Annotated in this window: 14 protein-coding genes; 2 read left to right on the top strand and 12 right to left on the bottom strand. The window is 69.0% G+C overall.

The annotated features are described in order from the left end of the window. Positions 1-12 precede the first annotated feature (12 nt). From AB0H76_RS20135 to AB0H76_RS20165, 7 genes are all read right to left on the bottom strand, one after another. Positions 13-1,257, bottom strand: coding sequence for an LLM class flavin-dependent oxidoreductase (locus AB0H76_RS20135; RefSeq protein ID WP_357325765.1), 1,245 nt, complete (start codon positions 1,255-1,257; stop codon positions 13-15). Next, complete coding sequence (locus AB0H76_RS20140; RefSeq protein WP_357325768.1) at positions 1,254-2,510, bottom strand: acyl-CoA dehydrogenase family protein; 1,257 nt, start codon at positions 2,508-2,510, stop codon at positions 1,254-1,256. The genes AB0H76_RS20135 and AB0H76_RS20140 overlap by 4 nt, the downstream gene beginning before the upstream one ends. After that, entirely contained in the window at positions 2,507-4,123 is a 1,617-nt protein-coding gene (locus AB0H76_RS20145) for an ABC transporter ATP-binding protein (RefSeq protein WP_357325771.1), read from the bottom strand. Before AB0H76_RS20145 ends, AB0H76_RS20140 begins: the two co-directional genes overlap by 4 nt. Beyond that, on the bottom strand, positions 4,120-4,914 hold the full coding sequence (locus AB0H76_RS20150) for an ABC transporter permease (RefSeq protein ID WP_357325772.1): 795 nt from the start codon (positions 4,912-4,914) through the stop codon (positions 4,120-4,122). The genes AB0H76_RS20145 and AB0H76_RS20150 overlap by 4 nt, the downstream gene beginning before the upstream one ends. Further along, positions 4,911-5,945, bottom strand: coding sequence for an ABC transporter permease (locus AB0H76_RS20155; RefSeq protein WP_357325775.1), 1,035 nt, complete (start codon positions 5,943-5,945; stop codon positions 4,911-4,913). Before AB0H76_RS20155 ends, AB0H76_RS20150 begins: the two co-directional genes overlap by 4 nt. Positions 5,946-5,949: 4 nt before the next feature. After that, positions 5,950-7,587: an ABC transporter substrate-binding protein gene (locus AB0H76_RS20160; protein WP_357325778.1), complete on the bottom strand. Its 1,638-nt coding sequence runs from the start codon at positions 7,585-7,587 to the stop codon at positions 5,950-5,952. 154 nt (positions 7,588-7,741) lie between these two features. After that, on the bottom strand, positions 7,742-8,077 hold the full coding sequence (locus tag AB0H76_RS20165; RefSeq protein ID WP_357325781.1) for a cupin domain-containing protein: 336 nt from the start codon (positions 8,075-8,077) through the stop codon (positions 7,742-7,744). Between the two features lie 72 nt (positions 8,078-8,149). On the opposite strand from AB0H76_RS20165, the gene AB0H76_RS20170 reads away from it, so the two are divergent. Continuing rightward, the gene (locus AB0H76_RS20170) at positions 8,150-9,085 is read left to right on the top strand and encodes a helix-turn-helix domain-containing protein (protein WP_357325784.1); all 936 of its coding nucleotides are present in this window, start codon (positions 8,150-8,152) and stop codon (positions 9,083-9,085) included. Positions 9,086-9,244: 159 nt separating this feature from the next. After that, entirely contained in the window at positions 9,245-10,855 is a 1,611-nt protein-coding gene (locus tag AB0H76_RS20175) for an ABC transporter substrate-binding protein (protein ID WP_357325787.1), read from the top strand. A gap of 54 nt (positions 10,856-10,909) precedes the next feature. Here AB0H76_RS20175 and AB0H76_RS20180 read toward each other — a convergent pair whose 3' ends face one another. Genes AB0H76_RS20180 through AB0H76_RS20200 form a run of 5 tightly spaced genes read right to left on the bottom strand, consistent with a single transcriptional unit; the run spans position 10,910 to position 18,193 of the window. Continuing rightward, complete coding sequence (locus AB0H76_RS20180) at positions 10,910-11,743, bottom strand: NADPH-dependent oxidoreductase (protein ID WP_357325790.1); 834 nt, start codon at positions 11,741-11,743, stop codon at positions 10,910-10,912. A gap of 11 nt (positions 11,744-11,754) precedes the next feature. Further along, positions 11,755-12,918 carry a questin oxidase family protein gene (locus AB0H76_RS20185; RefSeq protein ID WP_357325793.1) on the bottom strand — a complete coding sequence of 388 codons (1,164 nt, stop codon included), beginning with the start codon at positions 12,916-12,918 and terminating at the stop codon, positions 11,755-11,757. Continuing rightward, positions 12,915-14,126: an MFS transporter gene (locus tag AB0H76_RS20190; protein WP_357325796.1), complete on the bottom strand. Its 1,212-nt coding sequence runs from the start codon at positions 14,124-14,126 to the stop codon at positions 12,915-12,917. Before AB0H76_RS20190 ends, AB0H76_RS20185 begins: the two co-directional genes overlap by 4 nt. Next, complete coding sequence (locus tag AB0H76_RS20195; protein ID WP_357325798.1) at positions 14,126-14,356, bottom strand: hypothetical protein; 231 nt, start codon at positions 14,354-14,356, stop codon at positions 14,126-14,128. The genes AB0H76_RS20190 and AB0H76_RS20195 overlap by 1 nt, the downstream gene beginning before the upstream one ends. Continuing rightward, a complete protein-coding gene (locus tag AB0H76_RS20200) occupies positions 14,357-18,193 on the bottom strand; it encodes an amino acid adenylation domain-containing protein (RefSeq protein WP_357325801.1) in 3,837 nt (1,278 codons plus the stop codon). It abuts the gene before it with no gap. Between the last annotated feature and the right edge of the window lies 1 nt (position 18,194).

An 18,194-nucleotide genomic window follows, 5' to 3' on the forward strand; every position in this document is an offset into this window, starting at 1 on the left:
TCGTACGATCGCTCAGCGAGCGGCTTCGAGCGGGCCGCGGTCCCATACGCCGGTGGGCACGGGCGGGAGACCGAGACCGAGGTGATCGCGCAGCGTGGTCCCGTCGTAGTCGGTGCGGAACAGCCCGCGCCGGCGCAGCTCGGGCACCAGGTGGTCGGCGAAATCGTCGAAGCCCGAGGGCAAGACGTCCGGCATCACGTTGAAACCGTCGGCGGCCCCGGCGCGGAACCAGCGCTCGATGTCGTCGGCGACCTGTTCCGGGGTGCCGACCACGATGCGATGCCCGCCACCACCGGACAGCTTCTTCAGCAGTTGCCGCAGCGTCGGATTCTCGCGATCCACCAGGTCGCGCACGACGCGGTAGAAGGTCTGCGAGCCACCGGCCGTGTCGGGTTCGACGAGCAGTTCGGCCGGGATCGGCGCGTCGTCGTCCAGGCCGTCGAGGGAGAACCCGAGCTGTCCGGCGAGCCGTTGGCGGGCGTAGGCATCCGGGAGCAGTTCGTCGAGCAGTTCCCGGCGCTCGCGCGCCTCGGCCTCGGTGCTGCCCAGCACCGTGGACAGGCCGGGCAGCACCACGATCTCGTCCGGGTCGCGGCCGAAGTCGGCAGCCCCGGAACGTAATTCGTCACGGAAGGCCCGTGCCTTGTCGATGTCCTGCTCGGCCGAGAAGATCACCTCACCGACCCGCGCGGCCAGCCGCTTGCCGTCGCTGGAGCCACCCGCCTGCACCACCACCGGACGGCCCTGCGGGGACACGAAATCGGTGCGCTCGGCCCAGGACGCCACCACCTGTTCCACGAACTCCGCGGCGCGGCGGTAGCGCAGGCCGTGATCCGGCTCCCCGGTCCGCCCGAAATTGCGGGCGGCGATCGGGCCCGCCGTGGTGACGACGTTCCAGCCGAACCGGCCACCGCTGACGTGGTCCAGGTCGCCGAGCCGGCGCGCCACTTCGGCCGGATCGTTGTAGGAGGAGGACAGCGTGGCGATCAGCCCGACGCGCTCGGTCTGCGCGGCCACCCGGGCCAGCACCGTGGTCGGCTCCAGGTTGTTGCCGGTGCGGTGTTCGATGCCCGGATCCAGCACCGGACCGTCCGCCAGGAAGACCGCGTCCAGCTTGGCTTCCTCGGCCTTCTTCGCGATCGAGGTGTAGTGCTCGATCGAGTAGGAGGCCGCGCCGTCGGTGCCCGGGAAGCGCCAGGAGCCGCCGAAGACTCCGGCATTGAGGATATTGACGTTGAGATGCAGCAGGTTGCTCACTGCGCGATCCTTTCCTCGGCGTCGGCGGCCGACGGGCGGTTGGTGTAGTAGCCGGGCACCGGGGCGTTCCCGTTGACCACGAAGTCTCCGATCACCCGCGGCTTGTAGACCACGGGGTTGTGCGAGGCCAGCGTCCGCGCGTTGCGCCAGTGCCGGTCCAGGTGCACGCTGTTGCGCACCGCCGAGGAGCCGCCCGCGTCGAAGGCCCGCGTCGCGGCGTCCAGTACCGCCTCGATCACGACCACCTGGGCGGCCGAGGTGTCGAGATAGGCCGTCGTGTAATCGGTTTCGAGGCCGGAGGCGTGCGCGGCCTCGAGCCGTTCGGCGGCATGCCGGAGCAGCGTTTCGGCGGTGAGCCGGCGCGCTTCGAGCAGGCCGATCACACCGAGCACCTCGGGATCGGCGGTGGCGTCCTGGGTCAGCGCGTGCAGGCTGGTGCGGGACCGCGCGCGCACGATGTCGGCGGTCTCGCGCACCAGGCCGCGGGCGATACCGGTCAGATTCGCCAGGTGCACGATCTGCACGAACGAGTCCAGGCCGCGCAGCGATTCGCGATAGCGGCCGATGTCGCCGTGCGGCTGCACCGGGACATCCGCGAAAAGCGTGGTGCCGCTGCCGGTCTGGCGCTGCCCGATGCCGTCCCAGTCGTCGACATGGGTGACGCCCTCGTGCCGCGCCGGAATCACCACGAATCCACGCACCCCGTCGGCATCGGCCACGGCGGCGCGGATGTAATCGGCGAAACGCGACCCGGTGGAATAGAACTTGGTGCCCGAGACATACCGGGCACCGTCCGCGCCCTCCCGCACCCGGGTGGTGGTGACACCCCACCCGGTCGACACCTGCTGCGCGGCAACCGCTTCCGCGACCACAGCAGACGGCTCGGACTGCGCGTTGCCGAACACCGCGCCCTGCCCGACCACGCGCAACCAGTGCTCCCGCACGACCACATCGGTTTCGGCGCGCAGGATCTCGGTGGTGGTGAAATGCCCCCGCCAGATCTGCGGGACATTGGCATCGGCCGCACCGGCCTCGGCCAGCAGATCGAACAGGGTGGGCAGATCGACGTCGAAGCCACCGAACTCCGCCGGTACCCGCAGCCGCCCGAACCCCGCCTCGGCCAGGGCCTGGATCAGCGCGTCGGGATGTTCGAAGGCGAGATCGCGTTCGCCGGCGCCCTTCGGGAATTCGGCCAGCACCGCGCGAATGCGGGGCAGCGCCTCGGCCAGGGTGGCCGGTTGTGCGGTGGTCATGACAAGCCTCCGGGGAGTGAGCGGCGGCCGGCGATCGCGTCGAGCAGGCGAACCGTGTAATCCTCGGCGGGACGGGTGAACACTTCGTGCACCGTGCCCTGCTCGACGATTCGGCCCTGCCGCAGTACCGCCACCCGGTCCGAGATCGCTCGGACCACGGCCAGGTCGTGGGAAATGAACAGATAGGTCAGGCCGCGCTCCTCTTGCAGCGTGCGCAGCAGATCCAGGATCTGCGCGGCCACCGAGACGTCGAGTGCCGAGATCGGCTCGTCCAGTACCAGCACCGCGGGTTCCAGGATCAGGGCGCGCGCGATCGCCACCCGCTGGCGCTGACCACCGGACAGCTCGCGCGGATGCCGGTTCACGAAATCGGCGGGGAGCGCGGCGGCTTCGAGTGCCGCGACCACCCGGTCCTCGTTCGGCCGTTTGCCCCGGCGCAGTCCGCGCCGCGGCTGGAACGAGCGCAGCGGCTCGTCGACCACGTCGTAGACGTCGAACCGAGGATCGAAGGAGGAGAAGGGATTCTGGTAGACGATCTGCACCTCGCGGCGCAGCGGACGGAAAGCCCGCGGCCCCAGGGTGCTGATTTCGGTGCCCAGCAACTCGATCCGTCCCGAGGTGGCCGTGGTCAGGCCGGTCAGCACGCGGGCCGTGGTGGACTTACCGCTGCCGGATTCGCCTACCAGGGAGAAGGTTTCGCCGCGGCCCACCCGGAAGGAGATGTCGTCGACGGCGGTCGCGTCGCCGTACCGCTTCACCAGGCCGGTGACCTGGATGATCGGCTCCCGTGCCGGCGCGGGCGTGCGTTCGCGGGCGGCGCCGACTCGTGCGGGCACACTGTTCAGCAGGTGTTCGGTGTACTCGTGCCGTGGTTGTGCCACAACGTCTTTCGTGCGCCCGAATTCCACGAGGCGGCCTTGGCGCATCACGCCGAGGAGATCCGAGCGGTCGGCGGCCACGCCGAGGTCGTGGGTCACCAGCACCACGCCGGTACCGGTGCGACGGCGAATGTCGTCGATCAGATCCAGGACCTGCTGCTGCACGGTCGCGTCCAGCGCCGAGGTCGGCTCGTCGGCGATGATCAGGTCGGGTTCGGCCGCTACCGCCGCCGCGATGAGCACCCGCTGCCGCATGCCGCCCGACAGCTCGTGCGGATACTGCCGATAGCGCCGCTCCACCTCGGTGAAGCCGACCAGCTCGAACAATTCGTACACCCGGCGGCGGCGGGCCTCGGCGTCGAGTTCGGTGTGCAGCAGCAGCACATCCTCGACCTGATGCCCGACCCGGCGCACCGGATCCAGTGACGAACCCGGGTCCTGCGGGATCAGGCTCACCGCCCGGCCGCGAATATCGCGCCAGCCCTTGGGCGACAGCTCGGTCAGCTCCTGCCCGCGGAAGGTGATCCGACCGCCCGCGACCGCGCCGGTGTGTGGCAGCAGCCCGAGGATGGCGTGCGCGGTGGTGGTCTTGCCCGAGCCGGATTCGCCGACCAGGGCCAGCACCTCCCCCGGCGGCAGGTCGAAGGAGACGTCGTGCACCACCGGCTCGAAGCGGCGGCGCACCCGGTAGCCGACGGTCAGGTCCCGCACGGCCAACAGCGGTGCGACGGTCATGACGACGCCCTCCTGCTGAGATGGTGCGCGAGGTGATTGGTCGCCAGGACGACCGCCACGACCGTCAACCCCGGCCACAGCGTGAGCCAGCCCCGGGTGGCGATGTAGTTGCGCCCGTCGGAGACCAGCCGGCCCCATTCCGGGTCGGGCGGTTGCGCGCCCAGACCGAGGAAGCTCAGCGAGGCGATCCAGATGATGGCGATACCGAACTGCACGGTGATCAGGGAGATGGTCGAGGCGATCGAATTGGGCACCACGTGCCGGCGCAGCACCGCGAAAGTGGTTGCCCCGCTGGTGATCGCGGCCTCCACGTAGTTGCTGGTGCGCGCCTCCAGAACCTCCGAGCGAATCAATCGCGCGAAGGTGGCCGCGGAGGTCAGCCCGACCGCGACCCCGGCCTGCAAGACCCCGAAGCCGAGCAGCACCACGAAGGTGATGGCCAGCAGAAACCCCGGGATCGACAGCAGGATGTCGATGACGCGCATGACCACGTTGTCGGTGAATCCGGCGAACCAGCCGGCCGTCACCCCGAGCAGCGAGCCCACCGCGACGCCGACCGTCACCGCGAGGGCCGAGCCGGTCAGCGACGCGCGGGCGCCGTAGACGACCCGGGCGTACAGGTCACGGCCCAGCTGGTCGGTGCCGAACCAGTGCTCACCGGACGGCGGGCGCAGCTTCGCGGCCGGATTCACCGCCAGCGGATCGACATCGGTGAACAGCTGCGGCACCGTGGCCCACAGCACCGCCAGCGCGACCACCGCCACGGCGAGCACCAGACTCCAGCGCCTCATGGCATGGCCGCCTCGACCGGGAGCGGACGCGGCGCGGGCAGCACCGCCACGATCGGCGACTTGCGCCGCGCCACCACGGCCCGGGTGAACCGGCGCGACTTGCCGTCCACCAGGACACGCGGGTCGATGAACGGATAGGCCAGGTCCACCGCGAGATTGACCAGGACGTAGACCAGCGTGGACAGCAGCACCACGCCCTGCACCACCGGCAGATCCTGGGTGTTCACCGCGCCCACGGTGAGCTGCCCGATGCCGTCGCGAGCGAAGACCGATTCGGTCACCACCGCACCCGCGATCAGTTCACCGAACGCCAGGCCCAGCAGCGTCAGCACCGGCAGGGCGGAATTGCGCAGCACGTCCTTGCGGAAGACGAAACCCTCCCCCGCGCCCTTGGCGTGCAGCACGTGCACGAAGGGCTGGCGGCGGGTGCTGCGGATAGAGCCGGTGAACACCTGTGAGAGCGGAGCGGCGATCAGCAGGCCCAGGGTCGCCGACGGCGCGAGCAGCGCCCGGAAGGTGCCGTCGTCGACCGACGGGATCAGCTGGAATCGGAACGAAAGATATTGCAGGGCAAGGATGCCGACCACGAAGGTGGGCACCGAGGCGAACAGGGCGGGAGCCGACCCGGCCAGGCCGCGCAACCAGGCCCACGGCGCGTAATTGCCCAGCACCGCGACCACCGCGGTGAACACCAGCCCGAAGGCCAGGGCGAGCCCCGCCAGCTGCATCGTGCCCGGCAAGGACTGGCCGATCAGCTCCTCGACCGGCTTGCCGTTGGTGAGCGAGAAGCCGAAATCGCCGCGCCACAGCCCGGCCAGACTGTGCAGGTACTGCTGCCAGACCGGGCGATCCAGGCCGTAGTACTCCAGCATGATCCGCCCGGCCTCGGGGGTGATCTGGGCCTCCGGGTTCTGGATCCGATTGTTGACCGAATCGCCCGGCAGGGCGCTCAGCAGCACGAAGGACAGGGTGTAGGCGGCCCAGAGCACCAGCACGGCCTGCCCGAGGCGTTTCGCGGCGTAGATATGCATCCGCCTACTCCGCGATCCAGGTGTCGTACAACCAGGTGCGAGCCGTGGACTCGGTGCTGAAGCCGTGTACCGACGGGGCCAGGCCGAAGACCTGGGTCTCGTCGTACAGCGGAATCACATAGCCCTCGGCGAACAGGTGATCCTCGATGGCCTGCACGGCCGCCGTCCGCTTGGCCGGATCGAATTCGAAGGCCTGGGCCCGCACCAGCTCGTTCAGTTTCTCGTCCGGGGTGCCGGCGTGCAGTTCATTGGTGGCGCCGCTGTCGAACGCGGTGCGCAGCACATCGGCCTCGGCGCGCGAGGTCTGGCCCTGCACCAGCGACCAATTGTCCGGGCGGGCGAGCTGGGTGGCCTCGTAGTCGGTCAGCGAGGTGGCGTTGATCTTCAGCTCGACACCGGCTTTGCGCCACTGCGATTGCAGCAGTTCCTGCACCGGCTGGGCGACCTGGTAGTACGGGGCGACCCAGATGTCGAGTTGCAGACGCTTGCCGTCCTTGACGCGGATGCCGTCACCGCCGGGCTGCCAGCCCGCGGCGGTCAAGAGCGATTTGGCGCGGTCCAGGTCGTAACCGAGATAGCGCGAGGCCTCACCGCGGTTCGGAGTTCCCTGCACCAGAATGCTTTTCGGCACCGGATAGCTGGGCGAGAGGACCGTCTCGTTGATCTCCTGCCGGTTGGTCGCCGCCTGCAGGGCCAGGCGGACGTTCTTGTCGAGCACCGGAGTGACCGAATCCAGCTGGAACGACAGCTTATTGGTCTGGCCCTGCACCGGGAACGCCTCGATCACGCCGCCGCCCGCGGTCACCGTGTCCTCGTCGTAGGGCGCGATGTTGCGCGCGATGTGCGCCTCGCCCGACTTCAGCGCGCCGACCCGGGTGCCGGCCTCGGGCACGGTCTTGAAGACCACTCGCTCGAGGTAGGCCTTGCCCTGGTGGCCCGAACCCTCGGGCGCCCAGTTGTAGTCCTCGCGCCGCTTCAGCGTGATCCCGGTCGTGCCGCTCACCGATTCGACCACGAACGGGCCGGAGCCGATCCAATTCTTGGCCTGCCCCTGACCGTTCAGGTCCTGGGCCAGAAATGGCTTCGCCAGAATCGAGCCCGCCCGGTAGAACGACGCCACCTGCAGGAAACCCACATTCGGTTTGGTGAACGAGACCTGCACGGTCAGCGGATCGATCACCTCGCTGGACTTGTAATCGGAGAAGAAGCGGTCCGGCGGAATTCCCAGCGCCTTGTCACCCAGGCCGTGCTGATCGTAATTCGCCTTCACGACCGCGGCGTCGACCGGATCGCCATTGCTGAAGGTCACGCCCTCGCGCAAAGTGAAGGTGTAGGTCAATTTATCGTCGCTGATGCGCCAGGACTTGGCCAGCCACGGCTTGATCGCGCCGGTCTTGGGATCCTGCCAGGTCAGGCGCTCGGCCAGATTGTTGGCGACCTGGCTGTTGGACCAGATCGAATTCGTCGGCAGCCATGCCGTGTACTCGATCGGGTCGTAGAACTTCAGCGTGCCGCCGAAAACCGGGTCACCGGCCGGCCCATTCCCTGACGACGGCGAGCCACCACATGCGGTCAGCGCCGTCGCGAGGGCAATGGCTACCGTGCCCGCTGCCAAGAGCTTGCGGAATCCGTTTATCTTCATCGCGATGGTGCGTCCTTCTGCCGTCCTGCGGTATCTCTCCAAGGAGGCTAGGCGCGCCGACCCGATATTCCGCGACTTCCAATCGCCGAGAATCCCTACACGAATACTGAAGTTTCTCTTGAGAACTCCGCCCACCGCGGGTGCCGGATGCGGCCTACCCCTCGGGGTAGAAGAGGAACAGCGTGCAGCCGGTCCGGGTGGCGGGCACGTGCCAGGAACCGGCCGGTGCGTGCAGGAAGGTGCCTGCCGGGTAGTCACGGGCACCGTCGTTGAACGTGCCCGCGACCACGTAGACCTCCTCCGGTCCGGGTTCGTGGACGTCGCGGTGCGGCCAGGAGGCGCCCGCGTCCATCTCCAGCACGTTGGCGTGCGCGCCCGCGGGGCCGCGCCACAGTGGACGGAGCCGGATTCCGGGAAACAGTTCCCGGACAGCGGAATCGGTGACGGCGGCGGCTTGGTAGCCCGGCTGGGCGAGGATTTCGGGGTGCATGGGTTCTACGGTGCCGCAGGCGGTGCACCCCCGGAAAGTGTCAGAAATGACTCGATAGGGTACTTTTCTGCCATGCATCGTGTGGCGGCTCTGGTCCGGCCGGTGCAGCCGACCTTCGAACTCGGCTGTGCCGTCGAGGTTTTCGGAACGCGCCGCGACGGGATACCGCAGTACTACGAATTCGAGGTCTGCACGGAAACCCCCGGCCCGGTGCCGACTACGGCCGGGTACGCCATGTCGGTGCCCCAGGGGCTTTCGGCGCTGGAGACCGCCGACACCGTGCTGATCCCCGGCTGGACGCCGGTCGAAGCGCCGCTCTCCGACGGTGTGCGCCAGGCACTGCTGGCGGCGCACGCCCGCGGGGCACGGCTGGTCACGATCTGCGCCGGCGTGTTCGCCCTGGCGCGCACGGGGTTGCTGGACGACCGCTCGGCCACCACGCATTGGGCGCGGGCAGATCAGCTGGCGCGGGAATTCCCCCGGGTCCGGGTGCAGCCGGATGTGCTCTACATCGACCACGGCGATGTCGCCACCAGCGCCGGGGCCGGTGCCGGCATCGACCTCTGCCTGCACCTCGTCCGGCGGGACCACGGCGCCCCGCACGCCGCCCTCATCGCGCGGCACATGGTGCTGCCGCCGCACCGCGAGGGCGGCCAGGTCCAATACATGCCACCCGCACCGCCCGGGGACGCGTTGGACGGCCTGCTCGAATGGGCCGGCGCCCGCCTGGCCACGCCCTTGTCGGTCGAGGACATGGCCGCCCACCTCAACATCTCCCCCCGCACCCTCGCCCGCCGCTTCGCCGACCGACTCGGCACCAGCCCCGGCGCCTGGCTGCTCGCACGCCGCGTAATCGCCGCCCGCACCCTCCTGGAAACCTCCGACCTGCCGGTGGAAGCCATCGCGACCCGTGTCGGCCTCACCTCCGCGGTCAACCTGCGCCGCCGGTTCCACAAACAAGTCGGCACAACCCCGGGCGCCTACCGGCGGGCGTTCCGAGTGCCCTGACGGCACCCCCTTGCGTGGTCGGTTCCGCCGAGTACCCGCTCGGCGCCGGGCCCGCGACCGGCTAGCAAGCATTCGATTCAGGGCGAACGAGACCGCTGACAGGCCGGATTTCGGCAAATAGCGTCAGGCGCAACGCTATTCGTCAACCCGAGGAACTCGATGAAACGCTCTGTAGCCCTGCTCGGCGTGTTCGCCGCGACGGCGACGCTCGCCGCTTGTGGCGGCTCCGACACCAGCTCCGGCGATCCGGCCGGACCGCCGCAACCGGGCGGCACCCTGCGCTACGGATTGTCGCTGGCGCCGACCTGTTCGGATCCGGCGCAGTCCCAGACGAACCAGACCTTGTATGTGACGAGGCAGATCGTGGATTCGCTGACGGATCAGGATCCGGCGACCGGGCAGATCAAGCCGTGGCTGGCGCAGAGCTGGGAGGTGAGCCCGGACGCGAAGAGCTTCACCTTCAAGCTGCGGCCGAATGTGACCTTCAGTGACGGCACGCCGTTCACGGCGACCTCCGTGCGGCAGAACTTCGACGCCATCGTGCAGAAGATCACGACCGCGAAGGCTCCGGTGGGCGCCACCTACCTGTTCGGGTACACCGGCACGACAGTGCTGGATCCGCTGACCGCGCGGGTGGAGTTCAGCCAGCCGAATGCGCAGTTCTTGCAAGCGACTTCGACGCCGCAGCTGGGGATTCAAGCCGAATCCACCACGGCGAAACCGGCCGAGCAGCGCTGCCTGGGCGACAATGTCGGAACCGGGCCGTTCACCTATGCCGAGTACCGGCAGGGGCAGTCGGCCGTGCTGGCCAAGCGGGCCGGGTACGCCTGGGGCTCGGCTGTTTTCGGGCATCAAGGCGAGGCGTACCTGGATCGCATCGAGTTCCGGGTGGTGCCGGAGTCCGGGGTGCGCACGGGCAGCTTGTCCTCGGGTCAACTGGATGCCGTCAGCGACGTGCTCCCACAGGACGCCCCGCAGATCGAAGCCACGGGTGCGCGGGTGCAGGTGACCTCGAATCCCGGCATTCCGTTCGGGCTGCAACCGAACCTCACCCGCGGCGTACTGGCCGATGCCGCGGTGCGTTCGGCGCTGCTCACCGCCATCGACCGGAAGGAGATCGTCGATACCGTCCTGGGTCCGCAGTACAAGGTCGCCAGCAGCACCTTGGCATCGAAAACCCCGGCCTATACCGACCTTTCGACCAAGCTCGGTCATGACGTCGCAGCCACCGGCCGCATCCTGGAACAAGCGGGGTGGGTGCCCGGCGGTGACGGCATCCGCGCGGAGGACGGTACGAAGCTCTCGTTCGCGGTGTCGTTCACGGCCGCGTTCGCCGGCAACAAGTCGATTCTCGAACTGGCACAGCAGCAGTTGCGCAAGGCTGGAATCGATCTGCGGCTCGAACTGCTCTCCGACGCCGAATACACGGCGCGCCAGAACAGCAAGGATTACGACGCGCTGTACTACAACTTCACGCGGGCCGACGGGGACATCCTGCGCAGCACGTTCGGGCTGGACGGCCGCAATTTCAATGTGCGCGGTCCGATTCCGGCGCTGGACGAGGCGCTCACGGCCGAATTGCAGGCCGGCGACACCGCCGCACGCGCACAGTTGATCGGCAAGGCGCAGCAGTTGGTGCTTGAGCACGGACTGTGGATTCCGACGATCGAGCTGTCCCAAGCGGTCGGGGTCGCGAAGCCGGTGTCGGACTTGAAGTTCGAGGCTTCGGCGCGGTTGCAGTTCTTCGACGCCTGGCTGCATCGGAACTGAGCGGCGAATACACAACGGCCCGGCCACCTTCCGAGGTGGCCGGGCCGTGTGCGTTTACTTCAGCGGGAAGCCCTGACGATGGAAGGTGCCGCGGATCCCCTGCCGCCCGTGCAGACTCTCCTTGGTCGAAATACGGCCGGCGAGACGGTTCTTCACCCAGTCCGCGGGCAGTTCCTGCTCGCGGTAGTAGGCGTTGATGCGGTCCAGATAGTCGGTGACATCCTCGGTCGCGGGCCGGGTGTAGGTGTTACGGTGCACCACCACGCTCTGGCCGTAGCGGGGTTTCACGTCGGCCGGGTCGGCCGGGTCGGGGATGCCGATGGCCAGGCCGTAGACCGGGAAGATGTGCTCGGGCAGTCGCAGCAACTCGATGACAGCGTCGATGTTGTTGCGCAGCGCGCCGACGAACGTTATTCCGTAGCCGAGAGATTCGGCCGCGACGGCGGTGTTCTGCGCCGACAGCGTGACGTCGATGACGCTCGACAGCGCGCTGTCGAGGTACTCGGTGGCTTCGACGGTGTGCCCGTTGGCTCGGGCGAGGTCGATATTGCGCGACCAGTCCGCCAGCCACACCAGGAAGACCGCGGCGTCGTTGATCAGCTGCTGGCCGCCCGCCAGCTCGGCCAGCCGCGCCCGCAGCTCGGGATCGTCGACGACGACCACGCTGGTGAACTGGAAATTGGCCGATGTGGAGGCGGATTGGCCGGCGGCCAGGATCACGGCCAGTTCGGCTTCGCTGATCTCGCCCGGCAGGAACTGCCGCACGGTGCGATGCCGCAGCAGCACCTCCAGCGTCTGGTTGCCGACCTCCGCGGTCACCACCGGGGCTGCCGCGCCGTAGCGCTTGTGTAGCTGCTCCTGCAGCACTGTCGAGATCACGTCGGTCATCGTCGTCCTGTTCAATCGTTCGGGGGTGCTTCGAAACTGGCGGGCAGGTCCGGGGTATGGGTGAACTGTCCGGCGGCGTGCCGGTACGCGCTCCAGGGATCGTCGTCCCACCAGGAGCGCAGGACGAAGACCAGCTTGGGATTGTGTTCTTCGTCCTCGAGCCAGGCGCGGCGCGCGCTGAACTCGAAATCGGTGGCGGCGGCACCGGATTCGTCGGGCGCGGCACCGTCGTACAGTCGAGCGAGTTCGCGTAGTTTGTGCTCGGCCGGGATCTTGCGCTCGGCCGCCGCGATGATGCGCAGTCCGGCCCAGAACAGGTCGTGCACAGTATCTTCCGCTGCCTCGAGGGTGTCGGCGATCACCTCGAGGGCGAACAACGAGGTGATCAGATGGAGCACCACGAAGTCGCCCGGCACCGCCAGATACAGCAGGGTGACCGCGCGCCGGACCTGCGTGCGCCGGTCCGGGCCGGACCACGCCGTGGCGCCGATCAGCTCGGGAATGCCGGTGAGTGCGACGCCGGCGACGCGCGCCTGCAGGCCGGAGCGGTTCAGTTCCGGATGTAGTTCGGAGAAGGCGTTGGTGTCGTCGATGACCGATTCGACCGCCCGGCGAAAAGCCGGATCCCGCTCCCAGCTCGCGCTCAGGCCCAGCAGCGAGTCCAGCGGATCGGCGGCCGTCGAGGCGGGCCGGTCACCGTCGACGACCCGCACGAAGGAGAAGGCCAGGTAGGCCAGCGCTTCGGCGGTCATTCCCGGATGCTCCGCCCACAGCGCCCAGCCCAGGTGAATGGTGGCGTGGGTGAACGCGCCGATCCAGCCGCGCAGCAGCTCGGGGGCGTATTCGCCGACCGCCGCGGTGATTCCGCGCTCGGCGATCTCGGCGTCGAAGAAGGCACAGTAGGCGCTGAAATGCGCACGGCGGCCGATGAATTCGCGCCAGTTGCCCGCGTCGATGACCTGGGTGACCGGGCGCTGGGGTTCGAGCGGGAAGCCGTAGGGGGTCAGCTCGGCGTAGTTCTTGTAGTAGTCGCGAATGACCTGTTCCGGTGCGCCGATCGCGGCCAGCGCGACAACGGCGTGTTTGACGTGATTGGTGAGGTGCCCGTTGAATTCGATGTGATGGCTGCGGTCGTCGAGCAGATCGGCGACCTTCGCCACGGCGGCTGCCGTCATATGTCGTTGCCTCCCACTGTTTTTGCTTCGTTCTGATCCGCCGGCTCCGGGTCGCCGACGGCATAGCCGACGAGGGTCTGCACCACGGCCGTGGCCAGGAGCGCGCCCAGCGGCAGCCCCCAGCCCGCATCGACCTCCCGCAGCACCCCGAAGGCGTACGGCCCGACGGCGGCGAGGAGATAACCGAAGCCCTGCACCGCGGCGGACAGTCCGATCGCCTCCCCCGTGCTGCCCGCCCGCACGGTGACGACGGTCAGCACCAGCGAGAACACCGACAACCCGACACCGAGCACGAGCGACCACAGCAGCGGGGCGGCGGCCGGCGCCAGCGCGAAACCGAGGACGCCCAGCGCGCTGCAGGCGCTGAACCCGGACAGCCACCGCGACGGGTGCGCCGAGCGGGCCACGATCGGCGGCACGATCAGGCTGATCGGCACCGCGGTGCAGGTGAGGATGCCGAGGTAGCCGCCCGCGGCTTGCGCACCGATACCCGCGTCCGCGAGGACCGAGGGCAGCCAGCCGATCACCACGAACGCCAGCAGCGCCTGCAGCCCGAAGAACACCGCCAGGCCCACCATTCGCGTGCGCCGCAGCACCGCGACCGGGTTCTCGACCGCGCTCTCCGGTCGCGCCTCCCCCGCACCCAGCGGCGAATACCGCACGGCGAGAATGCCGATCGGCGCGAGCACGGCCCACACCGCCAGCCCCCAGCGCCACCCACCGAGCGCGGTGGACAGCGGCACCGCGGCGGCGAATCCGAGCGCCGCACCGGCTTGCAGGGCGGTGGTGAAGCTGCTGACCAGCGTCCGGGTATTGCCGACCGCGCGGATGACCGCGGGCAGCAGCACTCCCAGCAGCCCGACACCGAGCGCCGAGGTGAACGTGGCGACGACGAAGACCGCGAGATCACCCCACGGCCGGACCGCCAGGCTCACCCCGATCAGCGCCAGCGCCGCGTAGAGGCCGTGCCGCAGCGAGATCCGGGCCAGCGCGAACGGCGTCGCCAGGCTCACCACGGCGAAAGCGATGACCGGTGCGGCGGTGATGAGACCGGCGGCCACTACGCCCGCGCCGAAATACTCGATGACCGAATCCAGGACCGGCCCGACCGTGGTGATGCCCGGCCGCAGATTCAGCGCGAGAAGCGCGACGGCGACGGCCGGGGCCGCCAATCCCACGGACGTCGCGGTGTCGGCTTTCGCGCCCATCAGTACTGCGGGGCGCGCAGCAGCGCGGTGCCCGCGGCGCGGTCGGTGATCAGCGGCCGGTACACCCGCTGCTGCCAGTCCTCCCGGTCCACGCCGTCGAGGCCGATGGATACCGCGCCCTCGCGGACGCCGAAGGCCTCGGTGACCGCCGTGACGATGGCCGCCGCCAACCGCTGCTGGACGTCTTCGGGCAGGTCGGCGGGATAGTGCGAGATCTCTACGTGCGGCATTCAGACCAGCTCCCTGTTCATCGTGTGTTCCAGCACCGCCGCGGCGATATCCAGGGCGCCGGCGGTGATGATGTCGTAGTGGTGGTAGGGCAGATTGCTCACCGGACAGCCGCGCAGCCGCAGCGGAGCCACGGGAATGTCGGCGAAGGACGGGCCGTCGCCGCGGGCCCGCAGATACAGGCTGTGGTCGAGCAACTCCTGATCGACCGTCGCCGGGTGTGACCGGAAATCGTAGGTCCGCTCCACCACCGCGACGATACGGTCGATCGTCGCGCGGGCGAAGCCGGGCTCATTGGCCGCGACCAGGTCGATGAATTCCGCACGGCTGCCGACGTTCTCGTCGAGGTCGGCCACATAGCCCGGATCGATCCGGCCGCTGAACACCGAGGCCAGAACGCGCTTGAAATACCTGCTGTCGTAACGGACTTGCGCGTCATCCGGGATGCCCGCGATGACCGGCGAGCCCGGGGCGATCAGTACCAGCTCTTCGACCTCGTGCCCGGCCGCGACGAGCCGCTGCGCCACCTCTGCCGCCACGCGCGCGCCGAACGAGTATCCGACGAGGCGAAAGGGTTGCGGCAGCTCGAGATCCAATAGTTCGGCGAGGTCGTCGGCGATGAGCGCGTCGAGGGAATCGTGCGGGGTCTCGCCCGGCTCGAGGCCGCGGGCCTGCACGCCGTAGACGGCGTGCCCGTGCTGGGCCAGCCCGCCAGCGAGTGTGCGCAGGCTCATCGGGTAGCCGCCCAATCCCGGCCACAGCACCGTGGTGGCGGTCGGCTCGGCCGCTCCCGACAGTCGCAGGAATCGCGATCCGGGTGCGGAATCGACAGTGGCAGCGGCCAACTCGGCGACCGTGGCCGCCCGGAAGATGGTCCGCACCGGCAGTGTGGTCCCGAACTGCTGCTCCAGGGCGCGGAGCAGGCGCAGCGCCGACATGGAATTGCCGCCCTGTGCGAAGAAATCGTCGGCACGGTAGACCGGCGTGTAGCCGAGCACCTGCGACCAGATCCGGGCCACCTCGATCTCGCGGGCGGTCGCGGGCGGGTCGCTGGGCCGCGCCTGTCGCGCACCCAATGCCACGGCCAATTCGGTCAGTGCTGTGCGGTCCTGTTTCCCGTTCTGGGACAGCGGAATACGGTCCAGCACGTGGATCGTCGGCGGCACCATGTACGGCGGCAGCACCGCGCGCAGGTCGTCCTTGAGCAGTTCCTCCGGGCCCTGCATGTGGACGGCGTCCTCGGCCATATCCGTCGCGGCCAGCTGCTCCGGTGTCACCCGGCCGGCCAGCGCGAAGTAACTCAGTGCGCGGGTGCCGAGCAGGTCGTCGAAACGCCGGGCCGACGGGAGGTCGCGGCCGGTGAGCGAGGCATATCCCGCCGACATGAACCCGAGACCGTGCCGGGTGCCGATCTGCTGTAGATGCGCCAGCGCCCGCCCGAGTTCGGTGAATCCGGACCACCCGGACCCCGGCTGCACGGCGAGCACCACACCGAACGGAGCCCGGTCATAGGTCCGCTGATTGATGGCGATCACGTGCCGTCGTTCGATCTTGCCGTCGGCCACGAACCGTAACCCCGTGCCGGTGAATTCGTAGAGTCCGTGGCGCGCGCCCGCCACGGTGCCCTGCACCTGGACGTAGATCGCGACCGGCGACGCCACCACGGCTTCCGGCGGGCCGATCTCGACGCTCACGGTCGCCAGCCCGTCGGTGAGCTCGTGCACGGCGGGCACGGTGCGCACCTGCCAGCCGAACTCCGCGCTCACCTCGTCCAGGACGCCGAGGAGATGACCCGCCTCGAATTGCAGGACCTCGCGCACATTGGTCGAGTACACGGACTCGATCACTTCGGGCAGGCCGATCAGATGCAGGCGGATGCCGGGCCGACCGGCCGAACCGACGCGGTAGAGCGCGTGCCGCACCGGATGGAAGTAGTAGGTGCCCGCCGCCAACCCGGGAACACCCTCCGTCTCCAAGTAGATCCGGGTCGCATTGAGCGCTCCGGGTGAGGCGTAGGAGTACTTGGGGAGCAAGCGATCCGGGCTATGGAACGGACCGAGCCAGCGCAAGAGCGTACCCAGGCGCTCTGCGGTGGGGCGGGCCGGGACATCCGCCAGGGGCCGCGCGATCGGGCGCTCCGACGCGGGCAGCGTCTTGGCGGCGGGATCGGCCGGACTGGGCGAAGGTTCCGCGGCCGGGTGAGCAGGGCTGGGCAGCGGCTGCTCGGCGGGGGTGAGGTGATCGGGCAACTGACGCAGCACGGCTTCGATTGTGGTGAGGTCGATGGGGTCGGCGGCGAAGGTGCGGTAGGTCTTGCGGGCGAAGGCGCGTTGGCGCTGGTCGGGGGTGGGGGCGGCGCCGGGGAGGCGCAGTTCGGGCTCGGTGGTGATCGGGCGGAGGCCGAGGTCACTGAGTTGGGCGGTTACCTGGGTGCGGGTTGATTTCGACCGGTGATGGCGCCCGGCTTGGCCCTGATCCATCAGTGGGGCTTCCTCGGGATCCAGTTCGATGAAGCCGGCCAGTTGGGTGACGCCGCGTTCGTTCACCCAGGGGACGACCGCGGCGGTGCGCACCCAGTCGTGCTTTTCGATCCACACCCGAACCTCGTTGGTCTCGACGCGGTGGCCGTTCACCTTCACTTGCTCGTCGTTGCGGCCGATGAAGGCCAGGGCGCCGTCGGGGCGGCGGCGCACCAGATCGCCGGTGCGATACCAGCGTTCGGGATGGCCGGATTCCACTGCGAGGTCCGGGAATCGTTCGGCGGTGATGCCGGGGCGATTGCGGTAGCCCTGCGCGAGCTGGATTCCGCCGATGAGCAATTCACCGGCCGTACTCGGATGACCCTGCTCGTCCACGACCGCGACGACACATCCGGTGACGGGGACGCCGATCGGCACGATCGCCGTGCCGGTGAGGTCCGCCCGGGTGAAGTCGAACCAGGTCGCGTTGATCGCGGTCTCGGTCGGGCCGTACAGATTGATCATGCGGGCCTGCGGGATGGCAGCGCGTAACCGCTCCGCCAGCGCACTGGGCAGCGCTTCGCCACCACTGGCCACCGTCCGCAGGGTCGTGGCACGGCCGATGCCCGGCAGCGCGGCCAACTCCGCCCAGACGGTCGGCACGCACTGCAACACCGTGATCGACGCGCGGACAACACGTTCCAGAATGCCGTCCGGGCTGGTGTGTGTGCCCGCCGGCGCGACCACAACCGTCGCCCCACATGCATTGGCCAGCAACTCCCATTGCGCCGCGTCGAAGCTGACCGGCGTCTTCAGCAAGATCCGCGCCCCCGGACCGAGCCCGAGTTCGGCTGCGAGCCAAGTCATCTGATTCGCGATCGCGCGATGCTGGATCACCACGCCCTTGGGCGCGCCGGTGGTGCCCGAGGTGTAGATCGTGTACGCGGGAGCATCGGCGGCCGGTCGGTGCTCGACCGGCAACGCGCGATCGCCGACCGGTTCGGTCACCCGCAGGATTCGCACCCCCGCGGGCAGAATCCGGGCGGCGAGTTCGCTGGTACCCCGGTCGGTCAGCACCACGCGCAGCGCACTGTCGGCGGCCATGTAACCGAGGCGTTCGGCCGGATAGTCCACGGCCAGTGGTACATACGTCGCACCCGCGCGCAGAATGCCCCACACCGCGACGACCAGATGCGCCGAGGGGTGCAGGAAGACGCCTACGGTATCGCCCGGCCCGACACCGGCGGCGTGCAGAGTTCGTGCCACGTCGAGCGAGCGGCGGGACAGGTCCGCGAAGGTCAAGGTGTCCGAATCATCGGCGGCGGCAATCGCGTTCGGATGTTCCAGTACCTGTGCATCGAGCAGATCGAGCAGATTCACC

Origin of the sequence: Nocardia sp. NPDC050712, assembly GCF_040654295.1 — a bacterium.
Classification (GTDB): Bacteria; Actinomycetota; Actinomycetes; order Mycobacteriales; family Mycobacteriaceae; genus Nocardia.